This is a genomic window from Pseudomonas sp. NUPR-002, assembly GCF_056322725.1.
Genome location: NZ_CM150476.1, coordinates 604,814 through 631,429, shown reverse-complemented (window position 1 = coordinate 631,429; position 26,616 = coordinate 604,814). Strand labels below are relative to the sequence as shown.

General features: G+C 63.0%; 27 protein-coding genes. 22 read left to right on the top strand and 5 right to left on the bottom strand.

Annotated elements, in window-relative coordinates; all coding sequences use genetic code 11:
• Window positions 1-41: 41 nt before the first annotated feature.
• Entirely contained in the window at window positions 42-971 is a 930-nt protein-coding gene (locus ACVWSC_RS02955) for an NAD-dependent epimerase/dehydratase family protein (RefSeq protein ID WP_442111945.1), read from the bottom strand.
• On the bottom strand, window positions 964-1,848 hold the full coding sequence (locus ACVWSC_RS02950) for a sugar nucleotide-binding protein (RefSeq protein WP_442111943.1): 885 nt from the start codon (window positions 1,846-1,848) through the stop codon (window positions 964-966). The genes ACVWSC_RS02955 and ACVWSC_RS02950 overlap by 8 nt, the downstream gene beginning before the upstream one ends.
• A gap of 296 nt (window positions 1,849-2,144) precedes the next feature.
• On the opposite strand from ACVWSC_RS02950, the gene ACVWSC_RS02945 reads away from it, so the two are divergent.
• The 4 genes from ACVWSC_RS02945 (at window position 2,145) to radC (ending at window position 6,571) form a co-directional block, all read left to right on the top strand.
• Window positions 2,145-3,188 carry a TauD/TfdA family dioxygenase gene (locus tag ACVWSC_RS02945; RefSeq protein WP_442111941.1) on the top strand — a complete coding sequence of 348 codons (1,044 nt, stop codon included), beginning with the start codon at window positions 2,145-2,147 and terminating at the stop codon, window positions 3,186-3,188.
• Between the two features lie 261 nt (window positions 3,189-3,449).
• Window positions 3,450-4,649 (top strand): tyrosine-type recombinase/integrase, encoded by a 1,200-nt coding sequence (locus ACVWSC_RS02940; protein WP_001062689.1) that lies wholly within the window; start codon window positions 3,450-3,452, stop codon window positions 4,647-4,649.
• On the top strand, window positions 4,646-5,710 hold the full coding sequence (locus ACVWSC_RS02935) for a PDDEXK nuclease domain-containing protein (RefSeq protein WP_003092331.1): 1,065 nt from the start codon (window positions 4,646-4,648) through the stop codon (window positions 5,708-5,710). The genes ACVWSC_RS02940 and ACVWSC_RS02935 overlap by 4 nt, the downstream gene beginning before the upstream one ends.
• 351 nt (window positions 5,711-6,061) lie before the next feature.
• On the top strand, window positions 6,062-6,571 hold the full coding sequence (gene radC, locus ACVWSC_RS02930) for a RadC family protein (protein ID WP_003092330.1): 510 nt from the start codon (window positions 6,062-6,064) through the stop codon (window positions 6,569-6,571).
• Between the two features lie 66 nt (window positions 6,572-6,637).
• On the opposite strand, the gene ACVWSC_RS02925 is transcribed toward radC, so the two are convergent.
• Window positions 6,638-9,094, bottom strand: coding sequence for an ATP-binding protein (locus ACVWSC_RS02925; protein ID WP_001223964.1), 2,457 nt, complete (start codon window positions 9,092-9,094; stop codon window positions 6,638-6,640).
• A 392-nt stretch (window positions 9,095-9,486) separates the two neighbouring features.
• Here ACVWSC_RS02925 and ACVWSC_RS02920 point away from each other — a divergent pair, with 392 nt between their 5' ends.
• The 4 genes from ACVWSC_RS02920 to ACVWSC_RS02905 all read left to right on the top strand — a co-directional run bounded on the left by ACVWSC_RS02920 (window position 9,487) and on the right by ACVWSC_RS02905 (window position 13,825).
• Window positions 9,487-10,314, top strand: a complete 828-nt coding sequence (locus ACVWSC_RS02920; RefSeq protein WP_003092327.1) for a DUF932 domain-containing protein — start codon at window positions 9,487-9,489, stop codon at window positions 10,312-10,314.
• A gap of 80 nt (window positions 10,315-10,394) precedes the next feature.
• Entirely contained in the window at window positions 10,395-12,464 is a 2,070-nt protein-coding gene (locus ACVWSC_RS02915; RefSeq protein WP_000994919.1) for a ParB/RepB/Spo0J family partition protein, read from the top strand.
• A 61-nt stretch (window positions 12,465-12,525) separates the two neighbouring features.
• Window positions 12,526-12,735, top strand: a complete 210-nt coding sequence (locus tag ACVWSC_RS02910; RefSeq protein WP_022580212.1) for a hypothetical protein — start codon at window positions 12,526-12,528, stop codon at window positions 12,733-12,735.
• 775 nt (window positions 12,736-13,510) lie between these two features.
• On the top strand, window positions 13,511-13,825 hold the full coding sequence (locus tag ACVWSC_RS02905) for a DUF736 domain-containing protein (protein WP_001273857.1): 315 nt from the start codon (window positions 13,511-13,513) through the stop codon (window positions 13,823-13,825).
• A gap of 312 nt (window positions 13,826-14,137) precedes the next feature.
• Here ACVWSC_RS02905 and ACVWSC_RS02900 read toward each other — a convergent pair whose 3' ends face one another.
• Window positions 14,138-14,431: a helix-turn-helix domain-containing protein gene (locus tag ACVWSC_RS02900; protein ID WP_006379425.1), complete on the bottom strand. Its 294-nt coding sequence runs from the start codon at window positions 14,429-14,431 to the stop codon at window positions 14,138-14,140.
• A gap of 287 nt (window positions 14,432-14,718) precedes the next feature.
• Here ACVWSC_RS02900 and ACVWSC_RS02895 point away from each other — a divergent pair, with 287 nt between their 5' ends.
• The 9 genes from ACVWSC_RS02895 (at window position 14,719) to ACVWSC_RS02855 (ending at window position 22,147) form a co-directional block, all read left to right on the top strand.
• Complete coding sequence (locus ACVWSC_RS02895) at window positions 14,719-15,066, top strand: DUF2958 domain-containing protein (protein WP_016487838.1); 348 nt, start codon at window positions 14,719-14,721, stop codon at window positions 15,064-15,066.
• 342 nt (window positions 15,067-15,408) lie between these two features.
• A complete protein-coding gene (locus tag ACVWSC_RS02890) occupies window positions 15,409-16,179 on the top strand; it encodes a DUF2285 domain-containing protein (RefSeq protein ID WP_003092318.1) in 771 nt (256 codons plus the stop codon).
• A 111-nt stretch (window positions 16,180-16,290) separates the two neighbouring features.
• Window positions 16,291-16,575, top strand: a complete 285-nt coding sequence (locus tag ACVWSC_RS02885) for a helix-turn-helix transcriptional regulator (RefSeq protein ID WP_001247107.1) — start codon at window positions 16,291-16,293, stop codon at window positions 16,573-16,575.
• A 26-nt stretch (window positions 16,576-16,601) separates the two neighbouring features.
• Entirely contained in the window at window positions 16,602-17,447 is an 846-nt protein-coding gene (locus ACVWSC_RS02880) for a replication initiator protein A (protein ID WP_022652188.1), read from the top strand.
• 241 nt (window positions 17,448-17,688) lie between these two features.
• Window positions 17,689-18,327: a ParA family partition ATPase gene (gene parA, locus ACVWSC_RS02875; protein WP_003092312.1), complete on the top strand. Its 639-nt coding sequence runs from the start codon at window positions 17,689-17,691 to the stop codon at window positions 18,325-18,327.
• Entirely contained in the window at window positions 18,324-18,587 is a 264-nt protein-coding gene (locus ACVWSC_RS02870; RefSeq protein ID WP_000147048.1) for a hypothetical protein, read from the top strand. The genes parA and ACVWSC_RS02870 overlap by 4 nt, the downstream gene beginning before the upstream one ends.
• Window positions 18,584-19,141, top strand: a complete 558-nt coding sequence (locus ACVWSC_RS02865; RefSeq protein ID WP_023093372.1) for a DUF2840 domain-containing protein — start codon at window positions 18,584-18,586, stop codon at window positions 19,139-19,141. The genes ACVWSC_RS02870 and ACVWSC_RS02865 overlap by 4 nt, the downstream gene beginning before the upstream one ends.
• Window positions 19,138-19,725 (top strand): S26 family signal peptidase, encoded by a 588-nt coding sequence (locus tag ACVWSC_RS02860; RefSeq protein ID WP_003092304.1) that lies wholly within the window; start codon window positions 19,138-19,140, stop codon window positions 19,723-19,725. The genes ACVWSC_RS02865 and ACVWSC_RS02860 overlap by 4 nt, the downstream gene beginning before the upstream one ends.
• Window positions 19,726-20,173: 448 nt before the next feature.
• The gene (locus ACVWSC_RS02855; protein ID WP_442111938.1) at window positions 20,174-22,147 is read left to right on the top strand and encodes a relaxase/mobilization nuclease domain-containing protein; all 1,974 of its coding nucleotides are present in this window, start codon (window positions 20,174-20,176) and stop codon (window positions 22,145-22,147) included.
• Between the two features lie 43 nt (window positions 22,148-22,190).
• On the opposite strand, the gene ACVWSC_RS02850 is transcribed toward ACVWSC_RS02855, so the two are convergent.
• Window positions 22,191-22,922, bottom strand: coding sequence for a helix-turn-helix domain-containing protein (locus ACVWSC_RS02850; RefSeq protein WP_198421454.1), 732 nt, complete (start codon window positions 22,920-22,922; stop codon window positions 22,191-22,193).
• On the opposite strand from ACVWSC_RS02850, the gene ACVWSC_RS02845 reads away from it, so the two are divergent.
• From ACVWSC_RS02845 to ACVWSC_RS02825, 5 genes are all read left to right on the top strand, one after another.
• Entirely contained in the window at window positions 22,903-23,763 is an 861-nt protein-coding gene (locus ACVWSC_RS02845; protein WP_232108967.1) for a DMT family transporter, read from the top strand. The two genes, ACVWSC_RS02850 and ACVWSC_RS02845, sit on opposite strands and share 20 nt — an antisense overlap.
• Window positions 23,764-23,766: 3 nt before the next feature.
• Complete coding sequence (locus ACVWSC_RS02840; RefSeq protein WP_442111935.1) at window positions 23,767-24,699, top strand: LysR family transcriptional regulator; 933 nt, start codon at window positions 23,767-23,769, stop codon at window positions 24,697-24,699.
• Window positions 24,696-24,974 (top strand): EexN family lipoprotein, encoded by a 279-nt coding sequence (locus ACVWSC_RS02835; RefSeq protein WP_012076320.1) that lies wholly within the window; start codon window positions 24,696-24,698, stop codon window positions 24,972-24,974. Before ACVWSC_RS02840 ends, ACVWSC_RS02835 begins: the two co-directional genes overlap by 4 nt.
• A 342-nt stretch (window positions 24,975-25,316) precedes the next feature.
• Window positions 25,317-26,111, top strand: coding sequence for an APH(3')-II family aminoglycoside O-phosphotransferase (locus tag ACVWSC_RS02830; RefSeq protein ID WP_476461722.1), 795 nt, complete (start codon window positions 25,317-25,319; stop codon window positions 26,109-26,111).
• Between the two features lie 20 nt (window positions 26,112-26,131).
• Complete coding sequence (locus tag ACVWSC_RS02825; RefSeq protein WP_000131935.1) at window positions 26,132-26,512, top strand: bleomycin binding protein BLMT; 381 nt, start codon at window positions 26,132-26,134, stop codon at window positions 26,510-26,512.
• Window positions 26,513-26,616: the final 104 nt, after the last annotated feature.

Sequence of the window (26,616 nt, the reverse complement as noted above, 5' to 3'; positions counted from 1 at the left end):
CGCTCCTACAGCTGTAGGAGCGGGCTTGCCCCGCGATGCATTTAGCGCCCCAACAACCGCGCCAACCCTTCGGCGATAGGCGTCGGCTCAGGAAAGTTAAAACGCGCCAGCAAGCGCTGGTTGTTCGCCCGCGAATGGCGAATGTCGCCGGAACGCGCAGGCCCATGCTTGATTGCCGGCAAATCACCCAGTACCGACTTCAGCGCGTCCAGCAATTGGTTCAGCGAAGTGGCCTGGTTCAAGCCGATATTCACCGCTCCTTCCTCAACCTGCGCTTGCTCCAGGGCCTGGACCATGACGCTGACCAGGTCACCCACATAGAGAAAGTCCCGAGTCTGTTCACCATCCCCGAACAGGGTGATCGGCTGACCGCTCAGGGCGCGCTCGCAGAAAATGCTGATCACCCCCGAGTACGGCGAGGATGGATCCTGGCGCGGCCCGAAGATGTTGAAGAAGCGGAACACCACCGGCTCCAGCGCATGCTGGCGGTGATAGAAGTCCAGGTATTGCTCGCTGGCCAGTTTGTCTACGGCATACGGTGTCAGCGGGGCTTTCGGCGCATCTTCTTCGATCGCCAGGCCTTCACCATTGTTGCCATACACCGCCGCACTGGAGGCAAACAGCACACGCTTGATGCCATTGAGGCGCATGGCCTCGCACACATTCAACGTGCCGATAAAGTTGCTCTGGTGGGTTTTCACCGGGTCATCCACCGAGGCCTGCACCGATGCAACGGCAGCCAGATGCACAACAGCCTGGCAGCCTGCGGCAGCTTGCTTGACCAGTTCGGCGTCGGCGACATCGCCCTTGATCAGCTCAAGCCTGGGGTTGGCCATTTGCAGGTTGTCGGGCTTGCCAGTGGACAGATCATCGAGGATCCGTACCGCATAGCCTTTTTCCAGCAACGCATCGCTCAAGTGAGAGCCGATGAAGCCCGCGCCACCGGTGATCAGAATTGGGGCATCAGCCATGACGGTAGAATCGATCCAGTAGAGGTGGCAAACCCGAGCGCCAGGCCCGTGGTTTGATACCGAAAGTGTGCAGAATTTTTTTGCAGGCCAACACCGCATGTTGCGGCTCTTCGCTCGCATCAGCTCGTGCCGCATGCGCCTGCGCGGTCGGTGCGGTGACGGCCAGTTTGTGCAGCTGCGCCGCTTCACTGAGGATAGCCTGACCCAGCGCCAGCGGCGTGGTGGCTTCGTTACCCGCGTAGTGGTAGGTGCCCCACAGCGGCGCGGCGCAATCCAGTTGCTTGAGCACCGAGAGAATCACCCGCGCGGCATCATCCACCGGGGTCGGGTTGCCGCGACGGTCATCGGCCAGGAGCAGCTCCTGTGGTTGCTCGGCACGGGTCAGAAAACGCCCGAGTACGCCATCGATGCTTTCGTCGAGCAACCAGCCAAAACGCAGCAGCACATGTTGTGGGCAGGTTGCCCGTACGCTCTGCTCGATCCGCCACAGCGCCTGGCCACGCAGGCCGAGCGGTACCGGCTCATCCTTTTCGCTGTAGGCGGTGGCGCGCGAGCCATCGAACACACGGTAGCTAGAAGGCTGAATCAGGATGATGTTGTGGTGTTGGCACAACTCGGCCAGCCGCTCCACCGAGCGCTCTTGCAGCGCCAAGCGCTGTTCGCTGACCGACTCGGCCTGAAACCAGTCGAAGTAGTACGCGAGGTTAACCACCGCGTCGGGGCGGGTGTCGTCCAGCAGCTGAGTCAGACTGGCCGGATCCCAACCATGCTCAGGTGGGCGCGGCGCCAGAAAGCCGATGTCTTCCTCGGCCCCAAGACGAATCAGCGCTTGCCCTAGGGCATTTCCACCACCCAACAGCATCAGGCGCATTCGCATAGAGTCAGCAGGTCCGGTCAGATTGATTGAGGAAAAGGCACATTTTGCGTTTTCCGGCCTGGGAAGTCCAACCTGAGGCCGCTACAGCATTTATCTGGCGTCTCGATCCAGCGTTGCCGTTACCGTTTTCACAAACCGGGAATCGGCTTACACGCCATACGGAAATGTCTGACTTCCTCCGCATTAGCAATCTGCGTTGAACTAGCCGATCTGGCGTAATCAGCCCATCTGAAACGTCAGCTGAAATTCGGCCAATACGGATTTGCCAAGAAAATCAATAACAAGGAATGTTCCCCATGCAGGATCCGGACGTTGCACACCTGAACTTTGATAGTCATCAAGGTCGTGAACTTGCTGCTGCCAGCCAGCGTCTCGCCAGCACAGGAGGCCCAGAGTCGCCAGGTGTTGCCAGCACTGCCCGACAATGGATCAAGTCCTTCGAATCCACGCTGACGCCAGAACAGAAGGCCGTTGTCCAGCGTTTTGCCGATGGGCGGTTATCTGCCCTGATGTTTTCACACCTGCCGCATCCGGGGGCAGACCCGGCCCCTGAGCAGCTACCTGGCCTTTCTACCCTCGAACAATGCCCACGCTGCCTGTATCTGGCGGCACGCAACCAGCTGTTGCTTGAACTGGTTCGCTACCGATCCTTTGCCTTCGATATCGACAATGACGGCAAGCAGATGCGCCTGGTCGGCAATTTCAAAGGCGGTGGCCGCGTATCGCTGGAAAATGAACCAACAGGCGCAGCGGTGGAGCTCAGTTCCCACTCAGGCTTGAAACTGGGGTTACACACCGAAGCGCCTTACAACTGCGCGGTACTCGCCCATGCCGGGCACTCTCCAGCGCCTTCGGCACTGATCCTGACCGCACGCTGGAACCCGGCCAGCCAGGCAACCAGGATCTTGCCGCTGGCCAACATCATTGAGCGCCTCGGCACCCTGCACGCGCTGGCCCTGACGTCAGCATCGTTCGACTTCACCCGCAGTGAATGCTTTGTCGCAGGCCAAGGCGACGCGGGCACTGCGATATCGATGCTGCAGTTCGACGCCAATGGTGGCTTTGCACTGCGCTACAACGCCTATCGCTTCTCGCTCAACAGCCATGCCAGTGAGGCTGCAAGCCGAGCCTTTGATGCATTTGTAGCGCTGGTTCAAGCCACCAGGCCGCTGTCTTTCGAACTGCAGCCTGACTCAGCGTTGTTGATAAACAACGCCCGAACACTGCACGGCCGGGACACGCTGGTAGACAACCGGCGCCTGCTGATTCGCCTGTTCGGCTACTCGCGCTTCGCCCAACCCATTGTCATCCGCCCCGACCCTTTGCTGGTTCAAGGCTGACCCGAGGAACACACTCAGATGATCGAAGTAGATGTTGCCCTGTTGCTGACGTTGGCTGGCGTGGCGTTGATGGCCGGTTTTTTTGTTTCACGATGACTCCAGCCCGGTAGTTCGCTGGACTGCGACGTAGCCCGATACAGCAGGTTTATCAATAGCTTACGCGCTTCCATCATATGCCGGTGCTTTCTGAAACTTGACCCGGTTCTCCCTCGCGCCGCTCCTATCTGGCTCCTGGAATCCGGGTCGTTCCAAGGAGTCATCATGGCAAAGATCAAGCTCACCAAGACCGCCGTAGAGTCGGCGCAACCCCAGGCGAAGGACATCGAACTACGGGATACCGTCGTGCCCGGCTTCCTTTGCAAGATTACCTCGACGGGACGCCGGGTGTTCATGCTCCAGTACCGCACGAACTCTGGCCAGCCCCGCAAGCCCTCGCTGGGACTCTACGGGGAGCTAACCGTCGAACAGGCGCGGGTCAAAGCGCAGGACTGGCTGGCCGAGGTTCGCCGGGGTGGTGATCCCGGCGGTGCCAAGGCCGAGGCGCGCAAGGCGCCCACGATGGCCGAGTTGTGCAAAAAGTTCATGGAGGACTACTCCAAGAAGCGCAACAAGGTCAGCACGCAGGACGGCTACCAGGGCGTCATCGACCGCAACATCATCCCGCTGCTGGGCCGCAAGAAGGTGCATGACGTGAAGCGGCCCGACATTGCGGGGCTCATGGAAAAGCTGGCCTACAAGCCGACCGAGGCCAACAAGACCTTCGGCGTGCTGCGCAAGATGTTCAACTTGGCCGAAGTCTGGGGCTTCCGCCCGGACGGCACGAATCCGTGCCGCCACGTCCCGATGTACCCGCCGGGCAAGGAAACCCGGCTCATCGTGGACGAGGAAATGGTGCGGATCTTCCGCCAGTTGGAGAAACTGGAGGCGGAGGGGCTGGAGAACTACGTCATCCCGTTGGCGATCCGGCTGCAATTCGAGTTTGCGGCGCGGCGCTCCGAAATCTGCCCGCTCGAATGGAGCTGGCTGGACTTCGAGAACCGGCGCGTGGTGTGGCCCGACAGCAAGGTTGGCGGCATTTCCAAGCCCATGAGCGAGGAAGCCTATCGGCTGCTTTCGACGGCGCCGCGTCTGGAAGGCTGCCCTTACGTCCTGCCGTCGCCGAACGACCCGGCCAAGCACCTGACCTTTGGCGAGCACTATGGCGGCTGGTGCCGGACGCTCAAGGCCGCCAGCGTGCCGCACGTAGGCACGCACGGCATCCGTCATCGCTCGACCACCGACATTGCCAATTCCGGTGTGCCGACCAAAGTGGGAATGAAGCTGACGGGCCACAAGACCGTGGCGATGTTCATGCACTACGTCCACACCGAGGACAAGCCGGTGCGCGAGGCGGCCGAGCTGGTGGCCAGCCGCCGCCAAGCCATCACGGGCGCGCGGCAGCTTGCGGAGGCGGTGGCATGAACGGGCGCCGGCCATCAGCAGCATCGCTCGCAGCGCCCGCGGCGCTGCTGGGCGACATTCGGGCACTGATCGAGGCGGCGCGCTTGCGCGCCGCCTCGACGGTGAATAGCGAGCTTACGATGCTCTACTGGCGCATCGGCCAACGCATCCACACGCAGGTCTTGGACAGGCGCCGGGGCGCCTACGGCAAGGAAGTTCTGCCCACCTTGGCTGCGCAGTTGGTGGAGGAGTACGGCAGCAGCTTTGCAGAGCAGAACTTGCGCCGCATGGTGCAGTTCGCCGCCACCTTCCCCGACGAGCGAATTCTCGTATCACTGATACGAGAATTGAGCTGGACGCACTTCATCGCCCTGATGCCGCTGAAAGACCCGCTCCAGCGGGACTACTACGCACAGATGGCCAGCACCCAACGCTGGAGCGTGCGGACGCTGCGCGAGCGTATCGACTCGATGCTGTACGAGCGCACGGCGCTTTCCCAAAAGCCGGAAGAAACCATAGCGCAGGAGTTGGCGACCCTGCGCGATGCGCAGCGCATGTCGCCGGCCCTGGTCATGCGCGACCCGTACATCCTCGACTTCCTGGGCCTGCGGGACACTTGGCAGGAAGGCGACTTGGAAGCGGCGATCATCCGTGAAATGGAGTCCTTCCTGCTGGAGCTGGGCGCGGGCTTCTCATTCGTCGCCCGGCAGAAGCGCATTCCGATCGACGACGAGGATTTCCACCTTGACCTTCTGTTCTACAACCGCAAGCTGCGGCGGCTGGTTGCGGTGGAGTTGAAGGTAGGTGACTTCAAGGCGGCCTACAAAGGGCAGATGGAGCTTTACCTTCGGTGGCTAGACAAGCACGAACGGGAGCCGGAGGAAGCCTCGCCGCTCGGGATCATCCTTTGCACCGGCAAGAAGCGCGAGCAGATCGAATTGCTGGAGCTGGACAAGTCCGGCATCCACGTTGCCGAGTATCTGACCGCCTTGCCGCCGAGGGGCGTGCTGGTGGAGCGGCTGCAACAGGCAACGCAACGGGCGCAGTTGCAAATCGAGCAGCGCAAGACGGACAACGAGTAGTCCTGTCCCAAGCAGTCGGGCGTCCCGGCGTGCCGCCGTCGCGCTGTCGTGCTGCGCATCGAGCTTCGCTGCGCGAGTCTCGCCCCTGTCGGGCTTCCATCACTGACGCCTCCGTCCCGGCTCGTTGATCCGGGCCTGCGCGCTCCGCTTGCCAAAAATCGACTCTGTGCAGTGGGCGGGTGTGGGCGGTCTTGCTGTTCCCTTCACCGTATCACGGCGTTCTCGCCGTCAAGGGCGGCGCGCGCCATGCGCGCTTGCGTCCTGGCGGCCGTCTGCGACCCCTGACTGCTTGCGCTGCGCCGTGCTGCCGCCGGTTCCGGGCAATTCCGCCCGAGCAACCGGAGCACGATCATGTCGCAACTGTCCTTTCCCTCGTTCGATTCCTGTCTGCTGGTGCGCGACGCGCACGGGCGCTATCTACCGGCATCGGCCGACGACATTCTGGAAGCTGCGCGCCAGGTCATTGACCGGAAAATGCGGCGCGGAGCAGAGTTCACTTCGCCGGCGGCGGTCAAGGAATACTTGCGTACAAAGTTGGCCAGCTTCGAGCATGAGGTGTTCGTAGTGCTGTTCATGGATACGCGCCATCGTCTGATCGAATACAGGGAGATGTTCCACGGCACTATTGACGGTGCGTCGGTGTATCCGCGCGAAGTGGTCAAGGAGGCGCTGCGGCTCAATGCGGCGGCGGTCGTCGTTTCGCACAACCATCCGAGCGGAAACCCCGAGCCGAGCGCGGCTGACCGGGCGCTGACCCAGCGGCTCAAGGAAGCGTTGGGTCTGGTGGACGTGCGCGTGCTCGATCACATCATCGTTGCGGGCAACGAAACGGCATCGTTCGCCGAGCATGGGCTGATCTAGCCCAAGGGGCTTCGGCCCCTTTTTGCTGCGCCTGGTGGCATAGCTATGGCCCTCGCGGCCTGATGCTCAGGCCGTCGCAACCTGAATCATCTCGTCGTAATGTTTCTTGTCCACCTCTTCCAGCCACTGGAAGATGTTCCCGATGACGCTGTGGCTTTCGCCTGCCAAGTTTTCTGCGGATTCCTCTGTTATCTCAATAACGTCGCTATGTGAATACTTATTGATAAAGCGGTAGATTTTTTCTTTAAGCTCTGGTGTCGTGATGGTGCAATCTTTTAGGCCAGCCTCCATCAATTGACTAATGTCGCTTCGACGCCTTGGATATTTGAAGGTGAAAAACGATTCAACAAGCTTTCGGGCGAGGTTGGCGGTCAAGAACGCCTCATCTCGATTGAGTGTTGTGTGCGCCCTATATTCGTAGAGCTTCTTGAAGATATAGTGGTACTCGGAACCGTAGTTCTTGAGTGAGTCGTCGGCATCCACAAGTAGGGAGTGACGAGGGGAGCCAGGTGGCGCATCCAGGCGATAAAAGAAGCAATTCTCGGCGTTGCCTTTTTTGACTCGATTCCTATTGGTGCCAGTGAACCAGTCTCTCACTAGCTTAAAGTAAGTGAAGTTGTGAGTCAGCACAAAAAGTTGCTTGGCTTCAGTGCATTGCGTTCTCAAAAACGAGTAGGCGTGAAACAAGTGATTAGAATCAAAGCTTGAGACCGGATCGTCAACGACGACGATCGTATCCTTGATGTTATTTCCATTTTCTTTGAGCTTCGTGATGAAATAGACAAATGCAATCGCAGTTTTCTCACCTTCGCTCAAATTCCCATCGTGCTCACCAACCCCGTTTCTGATGATCTCATAGCCTTTCTTCTTCTGATTGAAGTTCAGGCAAAGCTCAGAGCGGCCAATGAAGCGATGCAGGATGTCATTGAACTCCTTTGCCCCGACCGTTTCATTCGAGAGCGCCGCTTCTATGGCTCCGACCTCTAGACTAATTTTTTCAATTTCCTTATGGTCGTTCTTTGCTTCTGACTCAAGGTCATTGCACTTCTTCTCACTTCCAGCATAGTCAAACTCTTGCACCTCAGCCGCAGCAAAGTGAAGCTCCAGTGCCACCTTGCTTTTTGAGGTCTCAGATTTGAAATTTGAAGTCTTATTGTTGTGCTTTCCAACGAGAGCAACAATCGATTTCAGGATGTCATTGAAATTGGTGACATCGTCTTCAACCACATCCGAGATCTGAATGTCTGTCTTCCCAGGGTCTGTGATCTTGGCCTTCAGGGCTTCCCGCCAGGCGTCGATTTGCTGGTCGATCTTTTCAGCAGCAGTTGCGTAGTCCTTTTGAAGCTTCTCTGCCTCGGCCGATAGTTCTTTATAAAACTCGGTCGATGCGGGAAACTGATTAGCTGGAGCGCCTTGAGATTCAATCCATGTCGCCGCGTTCTGAAGTCGGCTCTGAAACTCCGTGAACTCCTTGCTGAAGTGGGCAGCAAGCGCCTCGGCACGAAGCTGGGCGAACGGAGAGCCGCAGAACTCGCAGGATTGCGAGTCGTGGTTTTTATGGATTTCCAAGCCTGCTTGAACCCATTCGCGGATTTCCGGGTTATCGGTCAGCCGCTGGATTGCTTGATTGACCGCCGTAGTCCCAATCAAATCTCTGATGCGGCCCGCCGCTTTCTTAAAGTAGTCCGGCTCAATGGCCGTTGAGGCGAAAGCAATGCTTGGAAGCTGATCTGGCTTGGCGGCATTCGTAAGGTCGATAACCCTCTCATCTGGAAGAACCGACTCCGCCTTGATAATTGTCTCGCCGTTATTCTGTATGAAGTTGAAGAGCTTGCGGCGGTCGTAATTCAAGTAATAACTGTCGCTCGTATCAATCGCCTGAAGTCCAAGCTTCATTTTCTTGGCAGCATTGGTCAGGAACTTCTCTAATGCCTCACGCTGCTTCTTGATATCGCTTTGCTTGTCGTCGTGAGCCTTCTTTTTCGACTGAAGCTCGCTCTTCAGCTTCTCCAGCTTCTGCAAGTCATCAATCTTCTCTTTCGCAATAAGAAGGATGCTCTTTACGGATTTGTCCCAATCAATGTTCTCATGCACGAAGCGTTGATTGAAAACATGAATATTCAATTGGGATGAGTGGAGTGTGGATTCCGTGATCGTTGAGCCATCCTCCAGAACTACTGAAAATTGGCCCGTGCTGAAGCGGGGAACCATCGAGCGAAGCTCAAAGCAAGAGAATAGATTCGATAACGTTGACTTGCCTGTTCCATTCCAACCATAGACCAGGTTGTACCGGCCGAACTTTTGGATCTTCGTTCCATTGAAGTCGCTGAAGATTCCGAACTGTTTGAGGCGGTTGATGCAGACAATCATCTCTATATCTCCGTGTTCTTGCTTTCCCATCATTTGCTTGCGAAACAAATGGTAAACGAAGAGTCCTCTTGCGTCTCCGCTTCGCGGATCGCGCTGCTCCAGGTTCGCTAGTCGCTCATCCCTGGCGGGACTGGCTTCGCCAGCCTTCCGCATCGCTGACGCCTACGGCCCGGCTTCCAGCTTCGGGCCTGCGCGCTTCGCTTGCGTGCGGTCAGCACAAAGGGATGGCCGTTGCCTTGTCCAGCCGTCTCCCCTGACTTCATCACCTTACCCGCGACCGTAGCCCGCGACCGTGTGCCGTCAAGGCGCGCAGGGCCGTGTCCTCGGCTGCGCCTGCGGGCCGCACCAACCCTGCGCTTGGCTCCTTGACGGCCCCCGTCCGCGCGCTCCTTTGGGCGCGGGCGATGAACTCAGGAAAGACGGTGGCAACAGGGCCAACCGGGTTCCTCGTGCCGACCGCACCAAACAGCCGAAAGGCTGGGCTCCGAATCTAGAAATCCGGTGTGCGGTGTGAACAGCAAACCTCTTTTGTCAGGAGAAAGACCATGCAACTCGCATCCCGTTTCGCTTTCCGCTCCCCCTCGCTGCGCAGCGATTACCCGCTGTCCGACGACCAGATTCACCGCGTGGCCCCGTCCATCTTCGCGGATGCCCCGCACGAGAGCCGTTCGCAGCGGTACGCCTATATCCCCACCGCCGCCGTGCTGACCGAGCTTCGCAAAGAAGGCTTCCAGCCTTTCATGGTGACGCAAACCCGCGTGCGCGACGAAGGCAAGCGCGAGCACACCAAACACATGATTCGCTTGCGCCATGCCAGCCAGATCAACGGCGCGGAGGCCAACGAAATCGTGCTGCTGAACTCGCACGACGGCACCAGCAGCTATCAGATGCTGGCCGGAATGTTCCGGTTCGTGTGCAGCAATGGCCTTGTCTGCGGCAACACCGTGGCCGATGTGCGAGTGCCCCATAAAGGCGACGTGGCCGGTCTGGTCATTGAGGGGGCTTACGAAGTCTTGAGCGGTTTCGATCGGGTGAAGGAATCGCGCGATGCCATGCGCGGCATCACCTTGGACGATGGCGAATCCGAAGTGTTCGCCCGCGCCGCGCTCGCCCTCAAGTACGACGACCCCGACAAGCCCGCGCCCATCACGGAATCGCAAATCCTGATGCCGCGCCGCTTCGACGACCGCCGCCCCGACCTGTGGAGCGTGTTCAACCGCACCCAAGAAAACCTGACCCAAGGCGGGCTGCGTGGCCGCAGCGCCAACGGGCGCCGACAGCAAACCCGCCCGGTGCAGGGCATCGACCAAAACATCCGACTAAATCGCGCCCTCTGGCTGCTGGCCGATGGCATGCGCCAGTTGAAAGCCTGAATCCCCACGCGGCAGGGGCAGGCAGCAGCCCTTGTCGCTTTCTTCGCTGCTGCATCCCTGAACCGATAGGAGTTATCACCATGAACGCCGTTACCCAAACCGAAGCCCGCGCCATCAACACCGCCGCCGCTATCCCGCTGGAAGCCGCTGATCCGACCAAGAACCTGATTCTGGTTCCGCTGTCGCGGCTGGTGTCGCGTCCCACTGGCCGCAACGTGCGCAAGACCCCGCGCATGTCCATTCCCGAACTCGCCGCCAGCATCCAGCGTGTCGGCCTGCTGCAAAACCTCATCGTGATTGCCGCCGCCGATGGCGAGCATTACGAGGTCGTGGCCGGTGACCGTCGCCTCGCAGCGTTGAAGCTGCTGGCGAAAAAGCACCGCATTAGCAAGGAATGGGAGGTGCCTTGCCTGCTGGTGGCCGATGGCACCGCCCGCACGGCCAGCCTCACCGAGAACGTGCAGCGCGAAGCCATGCACCCCGCCGACCAGTTCGAGGCGTTCGCCGCGCTCGTGGCCGAAGGCCGCAGCATCGAGGACATTGCAGCGGATTTCAGCGTCACGCCGCTGGTGGTGCAGCGCCGTCTGAAACTCGCCAACGTGTCGCCGCGCCTGCTGGCCGACTACCGGGCCGAGGCCGTGAGCCTTGACCAGTTGATGGCCCTCGCCATCACCGACGACCATGCTGCGCAGGAAGCCGCGTTCTACGATGCGCCCACATGGCAGCGCGGCCCGCACAACCTGCGCGACCGCCTGACCGAACGCGAAATCGACGCCTACCGGCATCCGCTGGTGCGCTTTGTCGGGCTGGACGGCTACGAGCAGGAAGGCGGTGGCATCCGCCGCGACCTGTTCGCGGAGGGCGACAAAGGCGTGTATCTGACCGATGCCGCACTGCTGGAACGGCTGGCGCAGGACAAGCTGGCAGGTATCGCCGCCAAGGTGCAGGCCGAGGGCTGGGCGTGGGTGGATGCCACGCCGGGCATGACCCATGCCGATCTGCAAGCCTTCCAGCGTGCGCCAAGGGAACGCCGCAGTCCGAACAAGCGCGACGCGCAGCGCATCGAGAAGCTGCAAACCAAGCTGCACGAACTGGCCGAGGCGGTGGATGCCGCGCTGGACGACGAGGACGAGGAAAAGGCCGATGCCTTGCAGGAAGAAGGCGAACGCCTGGGCGAGCAGTTGCAGGCGCTGGAAGATGGCTTGCTGGACTATGCGGCCAACGTGAAGGCCGCAGCCGGTGCCATTGTCACCATCGACCGCGACGGGCAGGCCGCGATTCATCGCGGGCTGCTGCGCGAAGCGGAGGCCAAGGCACTGCGCACGCTGGAGCGGCTGCGGCAGGGTTTCGGCAGCGAAGGCGAAGCCGCGAACGAGGACGCAGGCGAGGACGACGAGCAGCCCAAGACCGCCGCCATGTCTGACCGACTGGCGCAGCGGTTGAGCGCGCACCGTACCGCTGCGCTGCAAATCGAAGTTGCACGGCATCCGCAAGCAGCGCTGGCCGCCGTGGTGCATGGCATGGTGCAGACCGTCTTGCAGGAAAGGCACTACGGGCACGACCTGCCGCTGGGTGTGCGCCTCACGGTGCAAGACCGGCTGGAAGGCATGGCCCCGGACTGGCCGGAATCACCCGCCGCCGTGGCGCTGCGCGAACTGCAACAGGTGGCAGGCGAAACCTTGCCGGAGGACAGCGCCGAACTGTTCGCCGCGCTGCTGGCGAAATCACAGGATGAACTGGTGCGGCTGTTGGCCGTGTGCTTAGCTTCCACGGTGGACGTGGTGACGCCTCGCGCCACGCCGCACCAGCCCGGCGCGGAACTGGCGCAGGCCGTGGGGCTGGATATGGCCGCGTGGTGGCAGCCCACCAATGAGGGTTACTTCCGGCATGTGCCGAAGGCCGCGATTCTGGAAGCCGTTGGCGGGTTCGCGCCCTCGCACGTCACCCGACTGGCGAAGTTGAAGAAGGGCGACATTGCCAGCGAAGCCGAACGGCTGGCCGCTGGCACCGGCTGGATGCCCGCCATCTTCCGCTCCGAAGGCCCGCAGCAGACCGGGCAGGACGCGCCGGCGGATGGCGAAGCCGAAGCACAGGAAGAAGTGGCCGCCGTGGCGGATGACCAGCCGCAGGCCGAGGCTTTGGCCGCGTGACTTCGCACCGTAGATAGCGCCCCGGTTCCGGCCGGGGCGCTTCATGTTGAGGATGCCTGCCATGACCCACCAACCCGCAAACCGCCCCCGCATAGCTGCGACCTATGCCTCCGGCACGGTGCGCGCCCGCCGCTGGCACGGCGACGGCGACGTGCGCGGCTACCGTCCGCCGCGTGGCTGGACGGCCCGCGCCGACCTGACCGATCTGCATCCCCTCACGGGCCGCGCCTTGCCGCGCGCCGTGTGGTGGATCATCGAAACCAAGGAATAACGAGCCGCACCGGCCCCAAGCCGTGCCGCCTTGGGGCCGGTGGTCGAAAACTCCGGGCGCGGCGGTGGCCGCGCCCGGTTTCACTGCTCAAAGCCAAAACGCCCCATCGCCGCCTTCGGACAGGCGGCGATGGGGCCACGCACAAGGGCGCTCGTGCGCGAAATCCACGAAGCCAGCAAGTGTGGCGGCGCATCGCGCCGCCAACGATTCGACCGAGCCCCGCCGCAATGGGCGGGGCTGGTGTGGCTACGCCCCGGCTTGCTGCGGCAGGTTGCACGAAAGCGTGCCGTCCCCGACGCTGGCGGTTCGTTGTCTGTACGTCACGAAAGACGGTTCACCGACACGCCGCCCAGCCTCGCTTCTATGGAGCTTCCACACCACGCCTCAGTATGTGGCCGTGAGCTGCGGCAGGGGCGCTCTGGCCTTGTCGTCGGGGCATTGACCTGGCCCGCGTCAGGGCGCAAGCCGGTGCAGCCGTCACGCGGGGATGCCGAGTTGGCCACGTCTCCATTCGGGAGCGGGCGGCCTGTGCGTCCTTGTCTTGTTGTGAATCCTGGCGGTGGCGCGGCTGCGCCTTGTGCTTGATGGCCGCAACCTTGCAGCGAAAACAATTTCCCCTGCGCTGCGCGCATTCCTCGCGGGACAAATTCTTTTCGCTTCCAGGTTCTCCACGTTGTTGCGACCGCTGTGCGGTGCGACCAGCCCATCCCCCGCCGGCCGGATCACAACAAGGACGCACTGGCGCGACCTTGTTCAACCCGAAAGGAGAAACATCATGGCTAACATCGGCACCTTCACCGCAGAGAAAGACGGCTTCACCGGCACGCTTCGCACCCTGACGCTCAACGTCAAGGTCAAGCTGGTTCCCAACGACAAGGGCGACACCGAGAACGCCCCCGACTTCCACCTGCAAGCGGCTGGCCACGAAGTCGGCGCAGCGTGGAAGAAGACCAGCGAGGCCGGGCGGGAATACCTGTCCGTATCCATCGACGACCCTTCGTTCCCGGCGACGGTCTATGCCCGCCTGATCGAGAACGAGGACGGCACGCACGACCTGATCTGGTCGCGCAACAAGCCGAAGGCGGCCTGACAGCCGCTTACCGCGTCCCGCCCACTGCGGCGGGGCGCGATGCTGCTGATCGCAGCACCGCACGCGCAGGATTTCTGCTGCTGCCGCGTGCTGGATACGCCCGTCACGGCGGGCCTGCATGCGTGCCTTGTGGCTCGCAATCCGTGTCAACGAGCGGTGTGTGGCGTGTCGGCGCTGTAAGCGCCGCCGGGCTTTCGGGCTTCGCCCCGTGCCGGCAAGCCGTCACGGCCATCCGGCTTCAATCCCTCACGCCTTCGCGCCTGCGGCGCTGCGCGCTCCGCTTGCTGCAATTCAGTACCACACGCCAACGCGCTAAGGCGTGTCGGGCTCTTCCAATATCGCCCTGAGTTCCTGGCGCACCTGTGCCAGCAATTCATCAGCTTCGCGGGTGCTGTCACCGGCATAAGCCAATGTGAGCAGCGTGAGCGGATGCACTTCCATGACCTCGCACAGATCGGCCAGCTTCTGGATGGTTGGGCTTTTCAGGTCGCGCTCCAGCGTGCTCATGTAGGTGCGACTGGACACGTTGGAGAACGCTTCCTGGCTCAAACCACGCGCCTTCCTTACCGTCCGAATCGCCGCTGCCAATGAGTTCTTCGCTGCCACCTATGGTTTCCCCAAAAAACCAAGATGACAGCCCATTGCGCCCTATAGGACTACAATCTATAGTGTTCATTTGGTGGTGATGTTTTCCTTTTCCGTGCTTTTACGGAGATCCGCATCTGCGGATTTCCTCAGACCCAGGGAACCGCATCCGTGTCTTTCCTGACTTCCACCAATACGCCTTCGTGCCTCTCCGCTTTTGCGGCTTCGTGCGCTTGCGCATACGTGCATCCGTCCGCAGGCACAGATGCGCCTCGGCGATTGCGTGTGTTCGTGGAAGGGGCGCGGCCTTGACCACGCTTGTCACCGAGGAAGACCGGGTGCACCTACTGGCCCACGGCCTCACCCGCGCCGCAGGCCAGGAATGTGACCCGCTGCCCGTGGTGCGCCTGTTCACACCGGACGCACATGCGACCTGGCTATTGGCCGCGCTCGATCCGACCGATGGCGATACGGCCTACGGCCTGATCGACCTCGGGATCGGGATGCCTGCCCTGGCGACGGTGAAGCTGTCCGATCTGGCGTCCATCGTCGGGCCGCTCAAGCAGCCCGTGATACGAGATCGGTATTTCCAGCCGACGCGGCCGCTGTCGGAATACGTTCGACTGGCTCAGGAAAACGGTTCGATCACCGATTGACGCATTCCAGCGCGACCAGGCAAAAAGTATCGCATTGTGACTATTTCGGTCTTAGCCAAGACCTGGCAAGTCTTGATCCGCATGCTTGCACCAGGGTGGTGCGCTCCTGACCAAAACAGTCATGATGCCAGGCGCGAGATTCGGCACGGTGTTCAATGCTGCACCCCATTTCCGGGCGGTGCAGTCGTCGCATTTAGACGATTTCGGCAATGCACTGGAGCGAATCTGTCTTGACACCAGCAGTTAAAGCGTAACCCGAGTTTGATGACCACTTGATGGCGATTCGATAGCTCCCGCACAGCGGAATTGTGGCGACGTTCCCAGAAACAGGGAGGTTTCGCCATGACTGACCGCAGCAGCCAACACTGGTATCCCACGGCCGCGTATCTCTACACGCTGCACCTCGATGGCCCAGCGCTGGCTTGGGAGTATTTGCGCAGGAATCCAAGCTACCGGCGCGACTGGCTACGCCGGCGTCGCAAGCCTGATGCGGCGCAGGCCTGGGGCCTGCGCCTGCTGGAAGATCCCGGCCTGGATGCGCGCGACGCACATCCTGCTTGGTTCCCCGATCACGATGCCGTGGTGCAGCTATACCCCGACGCCGACCCACCACCCGATGCGCATACCTTCGAGTTCTGGCGCATTCCTGGGCGCAAGCAACTGACCCACGACGGCAAGCGCCTGGTGCTCGTATCGCATTGGCCAGGCTGCTGCGTTCGGCTGGCACTCGCACCCGACCTGGAAGATGGTTCGGCCTATCTCTACGCCACACGCGCCTGCGCCACGCCCTGTGCGCGCTACCGCACGCTCGCTGCGAAGCTGGATGCGCTATCTGCCGCAACCGTGGCCACGCCTGTGGCAACAGCCCGCTCCCGCCCCACGCCCGCCGCGCTGCTGGAACTGCATACCTTGCAAGCGCTCGACGCGACCCTCGCGGGAGCCTCCTTGCGCGAGGTGGGCGAAGGTCTGTTCGGCGCGGATGCCGTCGCGGCCGACTGGCACAAAGACAGTGCATTGCGTGCCCGCGTACGGCGGCTGGTACGCCGCGGCGATGAGCTGATGCACGGCGGCTACCGCCGACTAGCGCAGCTTCCAATGTTCCCGTCGCATTAGGGGGGACGTTTCTCGACCCGTGCGAATCGTCCCTTAGCAAGAAGCCTTGCTTTCTTGAGAGTGCCTCTATCCGGCCGCGTGGTGTGGCCGGGCTTGATGGAGGTACATCCCATGCGACCTGCTCCCTCGCGGCCTGCCGCCGCTGCCGTCACTGCGACCTCGCAGCCTCAACGCTACCTGACAAACGACGAAGCCGCCGACTACCTGCGGCTGTCGCCGCGCACGCTGGAGAAGCAGCGGGTGATCGGCGGCGGCCCCAAGTTCCGCAAGTTCGGCCGCCGCGTCATGTACGCGGTGTCCGACCTCGATGCCTGGGCCGACCAGCGCAGCTACGAGGCCACGTCCGATCCCGAATACGCCGAGCGCCACGCGGGCGACTACCGTGATGGCCGCTGATCGTCGGCGCGTGGGTGGCCTTCGCCATGTCCAGCCCGCCAGGGCAAGCCTTGCCGCAGCGCGAACAGCTCGATCTGTTCCGCGCGCTGCCGGGCGACATGGCGCCACGCGATTCCCAGGACTTGATGGCCTTTCCGTTCTTCTCGCTTGCCAAGTCGCGGCGCACGGCGCCGATCGACTTCCGCAGCGGGAACGTCACCATTCGCGTGGAAGGCACGCAGGAGCACGGCATCGCAACGATATGGGATGCCGACGTGCTGATATGGGCCGCCTCGCAGATCGTGGAGGCGCGCGACGCGGGCCTGCGCCCGTCGCGCTGGATACGCGCCACGCCTTACGAGATTTTGCGCTTCATCGGGCGCGGCACGTCCCTCAACGACTACCAGCGCCTGAAGGCCGCCCTCGACCGGCTGCAATCGACCACGGTGGCCACGTCCATCCGCGAAACCACGGGAAGGCGCTTGCATCGCTTCTCGTGGATCAACGAGTGGAAGGAACTCGCCGACGCCAGCGGCACCCCGCTGGGCATCGAGCTGATCTTGCCGGACTGGTTCTATGCCGGCGTGCTCGACGCCGCCCTGGTGCTGACCATCGACCCGGCCTATTTCCGCTTGAAGGGCGGTATCGAACGCTGGCTGTACCGCCTGGTGCGCAAGCATGGCGGGCGGCAGGAGCACGGCTGGCAATTCGACTTCCGACACCTGTACCGCAAATCCGGCAGCGCGGCCCGCTTCTCGGACTTCGCCTACGACGTGCGCGCCCTGGTGGCGCGGCAGTCGTTGCCCGGCTACGTCCTCGGCATCGAGCGGATGCCGGACGACAACACCGAGCTGCTGACCTTCCGGCCCGTGCCGCACGCGGCACGGGGATAACTGCGGGAGAACCTGTGGACGGCCTCGTGCTATCAGGAGTACCGGGTATCGTGCTATCAGGAGTACGACCCTCGTGCTATCAGGAGTACGAAAACGCCGGAAAGCCAACAACGGCGCGGGTTTGCGTTCCCTCTAACTTACCTAACAAGAAATACATAACTTTTAGTAGAAGCGCGCCGTTTCGGTGGACAACCACGAAACGGCACGGCCAGGCCGGCTTTCCAGCTCGGAGGGCCGCGCCATGATCTTCGCGTTTCTCAACCAGAAAGGCGGCGTCGGCAAGACCACGCTCGCCACGCACATCGCCGGCGAACTGGCGATGCGCGGCCTGCATGTCATCCTGCTGGATGCCGACCCGCAGGGGTCATCGCTCGACTGGACGCAGCGGCGTAGCCAGCAGGGCCTGCCCCGTCTGTTCAGCGCCGTGGGCCTTGCCCGCGAAACGCTGCATCAGGAAGCGCCAGAACTCGCCAGGCGGGCCGATCACATCATCATCGACGGCCCGCCGCGCATCGCCGCCCTCGCGCGTTCCGCGCTGCTGGCGGCCGAGCGCGTGCTGATCCCCGTGCAGCCCAGCCCCTACGACGTATGGGCTTCTGCCGAGATGGTCGCACTGATCCGCGAAGCACAGGTGTTCCGGCCAGCGCTGCGCGCGGCCTTCGTCATCAACCGGCGCGTCAGCACCACCATCATCGGCAGGGAGGCACGGCAATCGCTGGCCGAACAGCCGCTGCCCGCGCTGCGCTCGGAGATCCACCAGCGCATCGTCTTTGCCGACAGCGTAGCCGCTGGCCGGCTCGCCCGCGAAACCGCGCCCGACAGCGCCGCTGCCCGCGAGATCGCCGCGCTCACCGACGAACTGCTGCGGTGGCCGACATGACTGGGAAGCCACCACCACGCAGCAAGCGCGTCGGCATCGGTGCGCGTCCCCCAGCGAATCCGCACGCCGAAGCGTGGATTCGCCAGGGCGACGCAGATGCCGTGCAGAAAGGCGACCTCTACACCGCTCGACTGACGCTCGACATCACGCCCGCCATGCGGGCGCGCATCAAGGTGTCGGCCTTCACGCGAGGCGTGACCGTAGCCGAACTGCTGCGCGACCTGCTGGAGCGGGAGTTTCCCCCGGAGGGCACGCCGTGAACGCATCCGCTTCGACCGCCCACACCCCCAAAGCAAGTGCGCCCACGGCTGCGCCGCCGCCGGCGCCTTCGACACTCGCCGGCCAGGCCGGCAACGTGCCGCTGACGCGCGTGGCGCTGGCCTACATCGAACCGCGCTTCAAGCTCTACCTGCGCTTCGGCGAACCGGCGCGCACGCTCCAGCTCGACCGCTGGCGGCGCTGCGCCGTGTTCCTGCCGAACGCGGTTCTGTGCCGCATCCGTTGGCAGGCCAACGACTACGGCACGATCCGCTGGCAGCTCATGGTGATGCAGACCGCCACGCCGCTGGACGCCGTGCAGCGCATCCCCGGCGTGCAGCCGGGCGCGCGTCTGCTGCTGCACGCCGAAGGCGATGCCAACGTGCGCGCCGTGCTGGAACGCATCGACGGCATCGAGGCGCTGGGCATCGCAGCCGCAGACACATCGCCCGCGTACTGGCGCACGCTCGCGAACCGGCTCGCAGCGCGCTCGGCGCTACCCACATACACCGCAGAACGGCACGCCGCCTGGCTGGCCGGGAGGGCATTGCCATGACCACGATTTCCACGACCGGCCCCGTGCCGCATCCTCGCTCGCGCCTGCGCGCTCGCCTCGTGCTGGCAGGCTTCGCCACCGTCGGCCTCGCTGCGCTGGCCTGGGCGGCGTTCGTGCAGCCCCTGCCGCGAATGGCCTACAACCCGTCCGACAGCGTGGCGGTCGGTTGGTATCGCATCGAACCGTTCGACCCGCGCACCGCCTCGCGGCCACGTCCGCTGTCCGTGGACAGCATCGTGCTGATGCCGCTGCCCGACAGGGCCGCCATGCTGGCTGCGCAGCGCGGCTACCTGCCGACCCGCGTTCCGCTGCTCAAACGTGTGGGCGCAGTCGCGCCACAACACGTTTGCATCGTCGCCGGCCAGGTTCGCATCGACGGCGTGCCGGTGGCCGCCGCCCTGCCTGCCGACCGGCTGGGCCGGCCGCTGCCATCCTTGCAGCTTTGCCGCCGTCTCCAACCGGGCGAACTGTTCCTGTTGAGCGCGACCAACCCGGCGTCGTTCGACAGCCGCTATTTCGGGCCGGTCAGCGCGTTCGCCGTGATCGGCGTTGCGCATCCGATCTGGCTGGAGACACGTCCATGATGGCCGCCGATTCGCTGCACTTTGCCGCGCCTCTCATCGTGCCATCGGGCATGTCGTTCTACTGTTCGTCGCCGTGTCGTCGCGCGTGCAGTGCGGGTGCATTCGCACCGCACTTCGCGCTGCCTTCGGCGCAGCCGCCCAACGTGCAGGCGTCTTGCCTCGAACGCGCCTGGCCTGCGGCCATTGGCGTGTTCGCCGGCGGGCTGGCTGCTCGTGCAGCAGCGCCGCCGGGCCGCCGATGCCCGGAGCGGGAGCGAGGGGCAAAGGCGGAAGGCAAGACAAAAGGACGCGGCACCGGGCCGCGTCGAAAGCCAGTCTGCACATGGGGGTTGCGCGGCACGGAACGGTTTTGCCGCCGTGCCGCTTGTGGCGCGAGGCCCGCGCCAATGCAGGCATGTCCGCGTGCTTTGCACGACCAGACACGCCGGAGCTTGCAGAGGGCATAACCATGACCGACCGCCGCGACGACGATTTCCGCATCCGCCCCAGTGCCCCGAAGAACCGGGGCCAGGGCTTCGTCTCCAAGGTGCTCAAGCAGGCGGGCAAGGCCAGCGGAGGCAAGTCCTCGGTGCGCCGTCCGGCGTCGGCGCGTGGCACCGGCCAGCGGCCCGGCTCGCGCCTCGGGCGGGGCCATACGGCGGCGCGCTTCGCGGGGGCGAAGCTCACGCCCATGTCGCGGCGCGTGACCATCAAGACGCTGCTGGTCAACCAGCGCCAGGCCAGCCCGCAGTCGCTCGCCAAGCACCTGCGCTACATCGAGCGCGATGGCGTGGGCCGCGATGGCGAGCCGGGCCAATCCTACGGGCCGCAGACCGATGCGGCCGACCTCGACGTCTTCAAGGAACGCTGTGCCGACGACCGACACCATTTCCGCTTCATCCTCTCGCCCGAGGATGGCGCGGAACTCGAAGACCTGCGCACCTACACGCGGCACCTCATGGGCCGCATGGAGGCCGACCTGGGCACGGGCCTCGATTGGGTGGCGGTCAACCACTGGAATACCGACAACCCGCACACGCACATCGTCGTGCGCGGGCGCGACGACACCGGCAAAGACCTCATCATCGCGGGCGACTACATCGCGCACGGTTTCCGCCATCGCGCCGCCGAACTGGCGACCGAATGGCTAGGGCCACGCACCGAGCTGGAGATCCAGCAGACCTTGCAGCGCGAGGTGGAACAGGAGCGATGGACGAGCCTGGATCGCACCCTGCAACGCGAGGCCGGCGAGGATGGCTGGGTGCAGATCGAACGCTTCAACAAACCGCGGCTGCAACGCCAGCGCCTGTTGCTGATCGGCCGCCTACAACGCTTGCAGCGCCTGGGCCTGGCCGACGAAATGCAGCCCGGCACCTGGGCCGTCCATGCCGACGCGGAAAAGACCCTGCGCGTCCTGGGCGAGCGTGGCGACATCATCCGCACCATGCAGCGGGCCATGCGCGGCGAGCCGCGCGAGCTGGCGGTGTTCGAGCCGGGAGACGACGGCCGAACCATCCTCGGCCGCGTGGCCGCGAAGGGGCTGGCCGACGAGCTGCGAGACCGGGGCTATCTGGTCATCGACGGGGTGGATGGCAAGGCCCACTACGTCGCGCTCAACGCCCGCGACGAGCTGGCGAACTACCCAGCCGGTGCCGTGGTGGAGGTGAAGGGATCGGCCGACCTGCGCGCCGCCGACAAGAACATCGCCGCACTGGCGAGCGGTGGCCTGTACCGCACCGATCATCACCTCGCCATCGCGCAGGGTCAGGCCGTACCGGGCCGCGATCCGCAGGAAGTCGTCGCGGTCCACGTCCGCCGGCTCGAAGCCCTGCGCCGGGCCGGCATCGTGGAGCGCGTGGCCGAAGGGCTATGGAAGGTGCCGGACGACCTGGCCGAGCAGGGCCGCCGCTACGACGCGCAGCGCCTGGGCGGCGTGGCCGTTGAACTGAAATCGCACCTGCCCATAGAGCGGCAGGCCCGCGTGATCGGGGCCACCTGGCTTGACCAGCAGTTGATCGGCGGCGGCTCGGGCCTGGGCGACCTGGGCTTTGGTGGCGAGGCCAAGCAGGCGATGCAGCAGCGCGCCGACTTCCTGGCGGAACAGGGATTGGCAGAGCGTCGCGGGCAGCGCGTGATCCTGGCGCGCAACCTGCTGGGCACGTTGCGCAACCGGGAACTGGCGCAGGCTGCGAAGGACATTGCTGCCGAAACCGGCCTGGAACATCGCCCGGTGGCCGATGGGCAGCGCGTGGCCGGCATCTACCGGCGCTCTGTCATGCTCGCCAGCGGACGCTACGCCATGCTCGATGACGGCATGGGTTTCAGCCTGGTGCCGTGGAGGCCGGTGATCGAACAACGGCTGGGGCAGCAGATCGCCGCAGCGGTGCGCGGCGGCGGGGTGTCGTGGGAGGTGGGACGACAGAGAGGGTCGGCCATTTCCTGAACCTCATTTATTCAGTTAGCCGCACGGGATCGGCTGTCGGGCATCACGTGTGCTCGATCAACATGACGGCGGTGGTTCTGGCTTCGAGCGCCTCGAACATGTGGGCCTCGTCAGCCGAATAGCTCGCATAGTCGCCTGCGGACAGCTCTACCGGGTGCCCGACCGGCCCCAACCTGGCACGTCCGTGACAAATGACGACATGTTCGAGCGTTCCCGGGAGATGCGGATCGGACAGCCGTGGCGCTCCAGGCTCGACCACGAGCCGGTAGAGATCACGCTGAACGCCGGCCGGGCAGACCGCCAGCAGGGTGGCCGCGTAGTGGGCCTGTTCCGAAGCCACGGTGGCCCCTTCATCGGCGCGGATGACCTGAACGCGGCTTCTCGGTTGGGCGATCAACCGGGTCACCTGGACGTCCAGCGCCATAGCCAAGGCCCAGAGCGTTTCCAAGCTCGGGTTGCCGACACCCGCTTCAAGCTGCGACAGCGTGGACTTGGCGATGCCGGCCCGCTTGGCCAACTCGGAAATGGAAAGGCCCAAACGCTCTCGTTCACGTTTGATTGACGCCGCCAGCAGGCCGATTGGCGAGGGCGGGGAGGTTTGGGAAGGGGGCGTCATTGTGTTCTCCAGAACAAACGATCGTTCGACTTGACGAACGATATGCTTCTGATCATCATATCGGTCAATTGTTCTATTCGTCGATCGATTTGATTTTTCTTCACCGCCAATGAACACCAAAACTCGGGGAATCATGGAGATGACCACGGCGATGGTCATATCCGGCACGGTCGGCTGGTTCGTGCTCGAAACACGGATGCCGGCCGCTTCCGTCGTGTTCTGGCGCTGTGCATTCGGGGCGGTTGCCATGCTGTTGGCCTGCGCTGGCCTGGGCCTGCTGCGCCGGGGCGTACTCGACGCCAGGCAGGCGGGACTGGCTGCGCTGGGCGGCGTGGCCTTGATCGCCAACTGGGTCTTGCTGTTCACCGCCTACTCGCACGCCTCCATCTCTGTCGCCACCGTGACCTACCACACTCAGCCCTTCATGCTGGTGGCGTTGGGGGCGCTGTTCTTCGGCGAAAAGCTGACGGCGAACAAGCTCGGATGGTTGGGTGTGGCCTTCGGTGGCGTCGTGCTGATCGTCATCGGCGGCCAGCAGGCCGGCTCGCACGCTCCGGGTTACCTGGCCGGCATCGGCTTGGCACTGGCGGCCGCGTTCTTCTATGCCATCGCCGCGGCCATCACCAAGAGTCTCAAGGGCGTTCCACCGCACGTGATCGTCGTGATTCAGATGATCGTGGGCAGCGTGCTTCTGGCGCCGTTTGCCCTCTGGCCCGATGGCGCATCCTCGCCCCATGCCTGGGGCCTCCTGCTGGCCATCGGCTTCATCCACACCGGCCTGATGTCCACACTGCTGTACGGCGCGATCCAGAAGATATCGACCGCGCTGGTGGGGGTGCTTTCGTTCGTCTATCCGATCGTCGCCATCGTGGTCGATGCCTGGGCATTCGACCACCTGCTGGGCGCGATGCAGATCGTCGGGGCCGTCGCCATCCTGGCTGCCGTGGCGGGGATGAATCTCGGATGGAACCTTTTCCATCTGGATCGTAGAAACGCTTAGCCTATGGAACTACGCCACTTGCGCTGCTTCTTTGCGGTCGCCGAAGAACTTCACTTCGCCCGTGCGGCCGAGCGGCTGCACATCGAGCAGTCACCGCTGTCGCGTGCCATCAAGGAGCTAGAAGAAGAACTGGGCGTGGTGCTGTTTGCCCGTACCACGCGAAGCACGCGCCTGACCCGTGCGGGCAAGCTGTTCCTGGATCATGTGCCGCGCGTCTTCGCCGCCTTGCAGCAGGCGCGCGACAGCGTGAAGGCGGCCGCCAACGGCTTCCACGGCCAGTTGCGTATCGCCTTGTCCGACGGCATCACGCCGTCGCGGCTACCTGCCTTGCTGGCGCTGTGCCGCCAAGAAGAACCCGAAGTTGAACTCCGGTTCTTCGAGGTGCCATTGTCTCAGCAGATCAAAGGTCTACATGACGATCTGTACGACGTGGGGTTTGCGCAGTCCGATGAAGTGGGCGACGGCATCGTCACCGCGCCCGCATGGAGCGATGCGCTCATGGTGGCGGTGCCCGCGCGGCATCCGTTACTGGCCCACAAACGCATCCCTTTGGATGAACTGCTGCGCTACCCGCTGGTGCTGTGCGACCCACAGGTATGCGAGGGTCTTGCCAAGCACGTCGAACGGGTGCTGCGCCGGACAGACATGGAGCCATTGATTGCCGAGCGGGTGGCCTCCTGCGATCTGATGATGGCGCTGGTCTCCGCAGGTTTCGCGCTGGGCCTGACTGGTGAGGCGCACATTGCCGCCAGCCGCGAGCCGGGCGTGGTGGCCCGGCCACTAGCATCGCGTGTGCCGCCGTTGACGACCTACTTGCTGCGCCTTGAGGGCGATCCGTCCAATGAGCTGGCGCGCTTCATCGAGCGCGTGCAGGCCATCGAATCGCCGGAAGCTCCCAAGCATTGCCCTGATTCCCCGGATGCACCTGCGCCATGAAAAGAATCATCCCGCTTTTACTGTTCGCCGCGATGACTGCCTGCGGCCAGTCCGAGGCGCCTCAGAAGGCCAACATTTCGGAGGCGAATATTCCGACGGTGGAGGAACTGGCCGCCAACCCTGAACGACTCAAGGAACTGCGCCAGCAGTGCAAGACCGATCGCCCCAGGCTGGGCGACGTGTTGTGCAACCGGGTCGCCGAAGCCACACGCAAGCGGTTCTATGGCGACGGTGCAACGCCATACAATCCGCCGAAGGAACCACCAAAATTTTGAGCATTACGTGGTTGAGCGTTTCAAGGATCGTGACAATGATCAGCGTCCTGCCAATAAGAGAATGCGGAGATGCATGTCAGGCTGGTGAACTTGCGTTTGGTCCACCGCCTGCATGCCCTCAAACCGAGCCGCGCTATCGCTTGGATGTTGTCTCCGGTTGTACGAGGGACTGCGAAGCCTGGAGGTTCAAGATCTCTTGTTTTGGCGAGAGACTGAGCGAGTAATTTACGTAATGACCATATCTTCCCCCCTGCAATCAGATTCCTCGCCAGTCGGGTTGCCTGGTATATTGCCCATCCGGCGCTGACCGAAGATATATGAGCCAGATGAGGATCGTTTCGCATGATTGAACAAGATGGATTGCACGCAGGTTCTCCGGCCGCTTGGGTGGAGAGGCTATTCGGCTATGACTGGGCACAACAGACAATCGGCTGCTCTGATGCCGACGTGTTCCGGCTGTCAGCGCAGGGGCGCCCGGTTCTTTTTGTCAAGACCGACCTGTCCGGTGCCCTGAATGAACTGCAGGACGAGGCAGCGCGGCTATCGTGGCTGGCCACGACGGGCGTTCCTTGCGCAGCTGTGCTCGACGTTGTCACTGAAGCGGGAAGGGACTGGCTGCTATTGGGCGAAGTGCCGGGGCAGGATCTCCTGTCATCTCACCTTGCTCCTGCCGAGAAAGTATCCATCATGGCTGATGCAATGCGGCGGCTGCATACGCTTGATCCGGCTACCTGCCCATTCGACCACCAAGCGAAACATCGCATCGAGCGAGCACGTACTCGGATGGAAGCCGGTCTTGTCGATCAGGATGATCTGGACGAAGAGCATCAGGGGCTCGCGCCAGCCGAACTGTTCGCCAGGCTCAAGGCGCGCATGCCCGACGGCGAGGATCTCGTCGTGACCCATGGCGATGCCTGCTTGCCGAATATCATGGTGGAAAATGGCCGCTTTTCTGGATTCATCGACTGTGGCCGGCTGGGTGTGGCGGACCGCTATCAGGACATAGCGTTGGCTACCCGTGATATTGCTGAAGAGCTTGGCGGCGAATGGGCTGACCGCTTCCTCGTGCTTTACGGTATCGCCGCTCCCGATTCGCAGCGCATCGCCTTCTATCGCCTTCTTGACGAGTTCTTCTGAGCGGGACTCTGGGGTTCGAAATGACCGACCAAGCGACGCCCAACCTGCCATCACGAGATTTCGATTCCACCGCCGCCTTCTATGAAAGGTTGGGCTTCGGAATCGTTTTCCGGGACGCCGGCTGGATGATCCTCCAGCGCGGGGATCTCATGCTGGAGTTCTTCGCCCACCCCGGGCTCGATCCCCTCGCGAGTTGGTTCAGCTGCTGCCTGAGGCTGGACGACCTCGCGGAGTTCTACCGGCAGTGCAAATCCGTCGGCATCCAGGAAACCAGCAGCGGCTATCCGCGCATCCATGCCCCCGAACTGCAGGAGTGGGGAGGCACGATGGCCGCTTTGGTCGACCCGGACGGGACGCTCCTGCGCCTGATACAGAACGAATTGCTTGCAGGCATCTCATGAGTGTGTCTTCCCGTTTTCCGCCTGAGGTCACTGCGTGGATGGAGCGCTGGCGCCTGCTGCGCGACGGCGAGCTGCTCACCACCCACTCGAGCTGGATACTTCCC

Coding starts and splice junctions, on each gene's coding strand:
- ACVWSC_RS02955 (WP_442111945.1), bottom strand. CDS start 971: ATGGCTGATGCCCCAATTCTGATCACCGGTGGCGCGGGCTTCATCGGC.
- ACVWSC_RS02950 (WP_442111943.1), bottom strand. CDS start 1,848: ATGCGAATGCGCCTGATGCTGTTGGGTGGTGGAAATGCCCTAGGGCAA.
- ACVWSC_RS02945 (WP_442111941.1), top strand. CDS start 2,145: ATGCAGGATCCGGACGTTGCACACCTGAACTTTGATAGTCATCAAGGT.
- ACVWSC_RS02940 (WP_001062689.1), top strand. CDS start 3,450: ATGGCAAAGATCAAGCTCACCAAGACCGCCGTAGAGTCGGCGCAACCC.
- ACVWSC_RS02935 (WP_003092331.1), top strand. CDS start 4,646: ATGAACGGGCGCCGGCCATCAGCAGCATCGCTCGCAGCGCCCGCGGCG.
- radC (WP_003092330.1), top strand. CDS start 6,062: ATGTCGCAACTGTCCTTTCCCTCGTTCGATTCCTGTCTGCTGGTGCGC.
- ACVWSC_RS02925 (WP_001223964.1), bottom strand. CDS start 9,094: ATGCGGAAGGCTGGCGAAGCCAGTCCCGCCAGGGATGAGCGACTAGCG.
- ACVWSC_RS02920 (WP_003092327.1), top strand. CDS start 9,487: ATGCAACTCGCATCCCGTTTCGCTTTCCGCTCCCCCTCGCTGCGCAGC.
- ACVWSC_RS02915 (WP_000994919.1), top strand. CDS start 10,395: ATGAACGCCGTTACCCAAACCGAAGCCCGCGCCATCAACACCGCCGCC.
- ACVWSC_RS02910 (WP_022580212.1), top strand. CDS start 12,526: ATGACCCACCAACCCGCAAACCGCCCCCGCATAGCTGCGACCTATGCC.
- ACVWSC_RS02905 (WP_001273857.1), top strand. CDS start 13,511: ATGGCTAACATCGGCACCTTCACCGCAGAGAAAGACGGCTTCACCGGC.
- ACVWSC_RS02890 (WP_003092318.1), top strand. CDS start 15,409: ATGACTGACCGCAGCAGCCAACACTGGTATCCCACGGCCGCGTATCTC.
- ACVWSC_RS02885 (WP_001247107.1), top strand. CDS start 16,291: ATGCGACCTGCTCCCTCGCGGCCTGCCGCCGCTGCCGTCACTGCGACC.
- ACVWSC_RS02880 (WP_022652188.1), top strand. CDS start 16,602: ATGTCCAGCCCGCCAGGGCAAGCCTTGCCGCAGCGCGAACAGCTCGAT.
- parA (WP_003092312.1), top strand. CDS start 17,689: ATGATCTTCGCGTTTCTCAACCAGAAAGGCGGCGTCGGCAAGACCACG.
- ACVWSC_RS02870 (WP_000147048.1), top strand. CDS start 18,324: ATGACTGGGAAGCCACCACCACGCAGCAAGCGCGTCGGCATCGGTGCG.
- ACVWSC_RS02860 (WP_003092304.1), top strand. CDS start 19,138: ATGACCACGATTTCCACGACCGGCCCCGTGCCGCATCCTCGCTCGCGC.
- ACVWSC_RS02855 (WP_442111938.1), top strand. CDS start 20,174: ATGACCGACCGCCGCGACGACGATTTCCGCATCCGCCCCAGTGCCCCG.
- ACVWSC_RS02845 (WP_232108967.1), top strand. CDS start 22,903: ATGACCACGGCGATGGTCATATCCGGCACGGTCGGCTGGTTCGTGCTC.
- ACVWSC_RS02850 (WP_198421454.1), bottom strand. CDS start 22,922: ATGACCATCGCCGTGGTCATCTCCATGATTCCCCGAGTTTTGGTGTTC.
- ACVWSC_RS02840 (WP_442111935.1), top strand. CDS start 23,767: ATGGAACTACGCCACTTGCGCTGCTTCTTTGCGGTCGCCGAAGAACTT.
- ACVWSC_RS02835 (WP_012076320.1), top strand. CDS start 24,696: ATGAAAAGAATCATCCCGCTTTTACTGTTCGCCGCGATGACTGCCTGC.
- ACVWSC_RS02830 (WP_476461722.1), top strand. CDS start 25,317: ATGATTGAACAAGATGGATTGCACGCAGGTTCTCCGGCCGCTTGGGTG.
- ACVWSC_RS02825 (WP_000131935.1), top strand. CDS start 26,132: ATGACCGACCAAGCGACGCCCAACCTGCCATCACGAGATTTCGATTCC.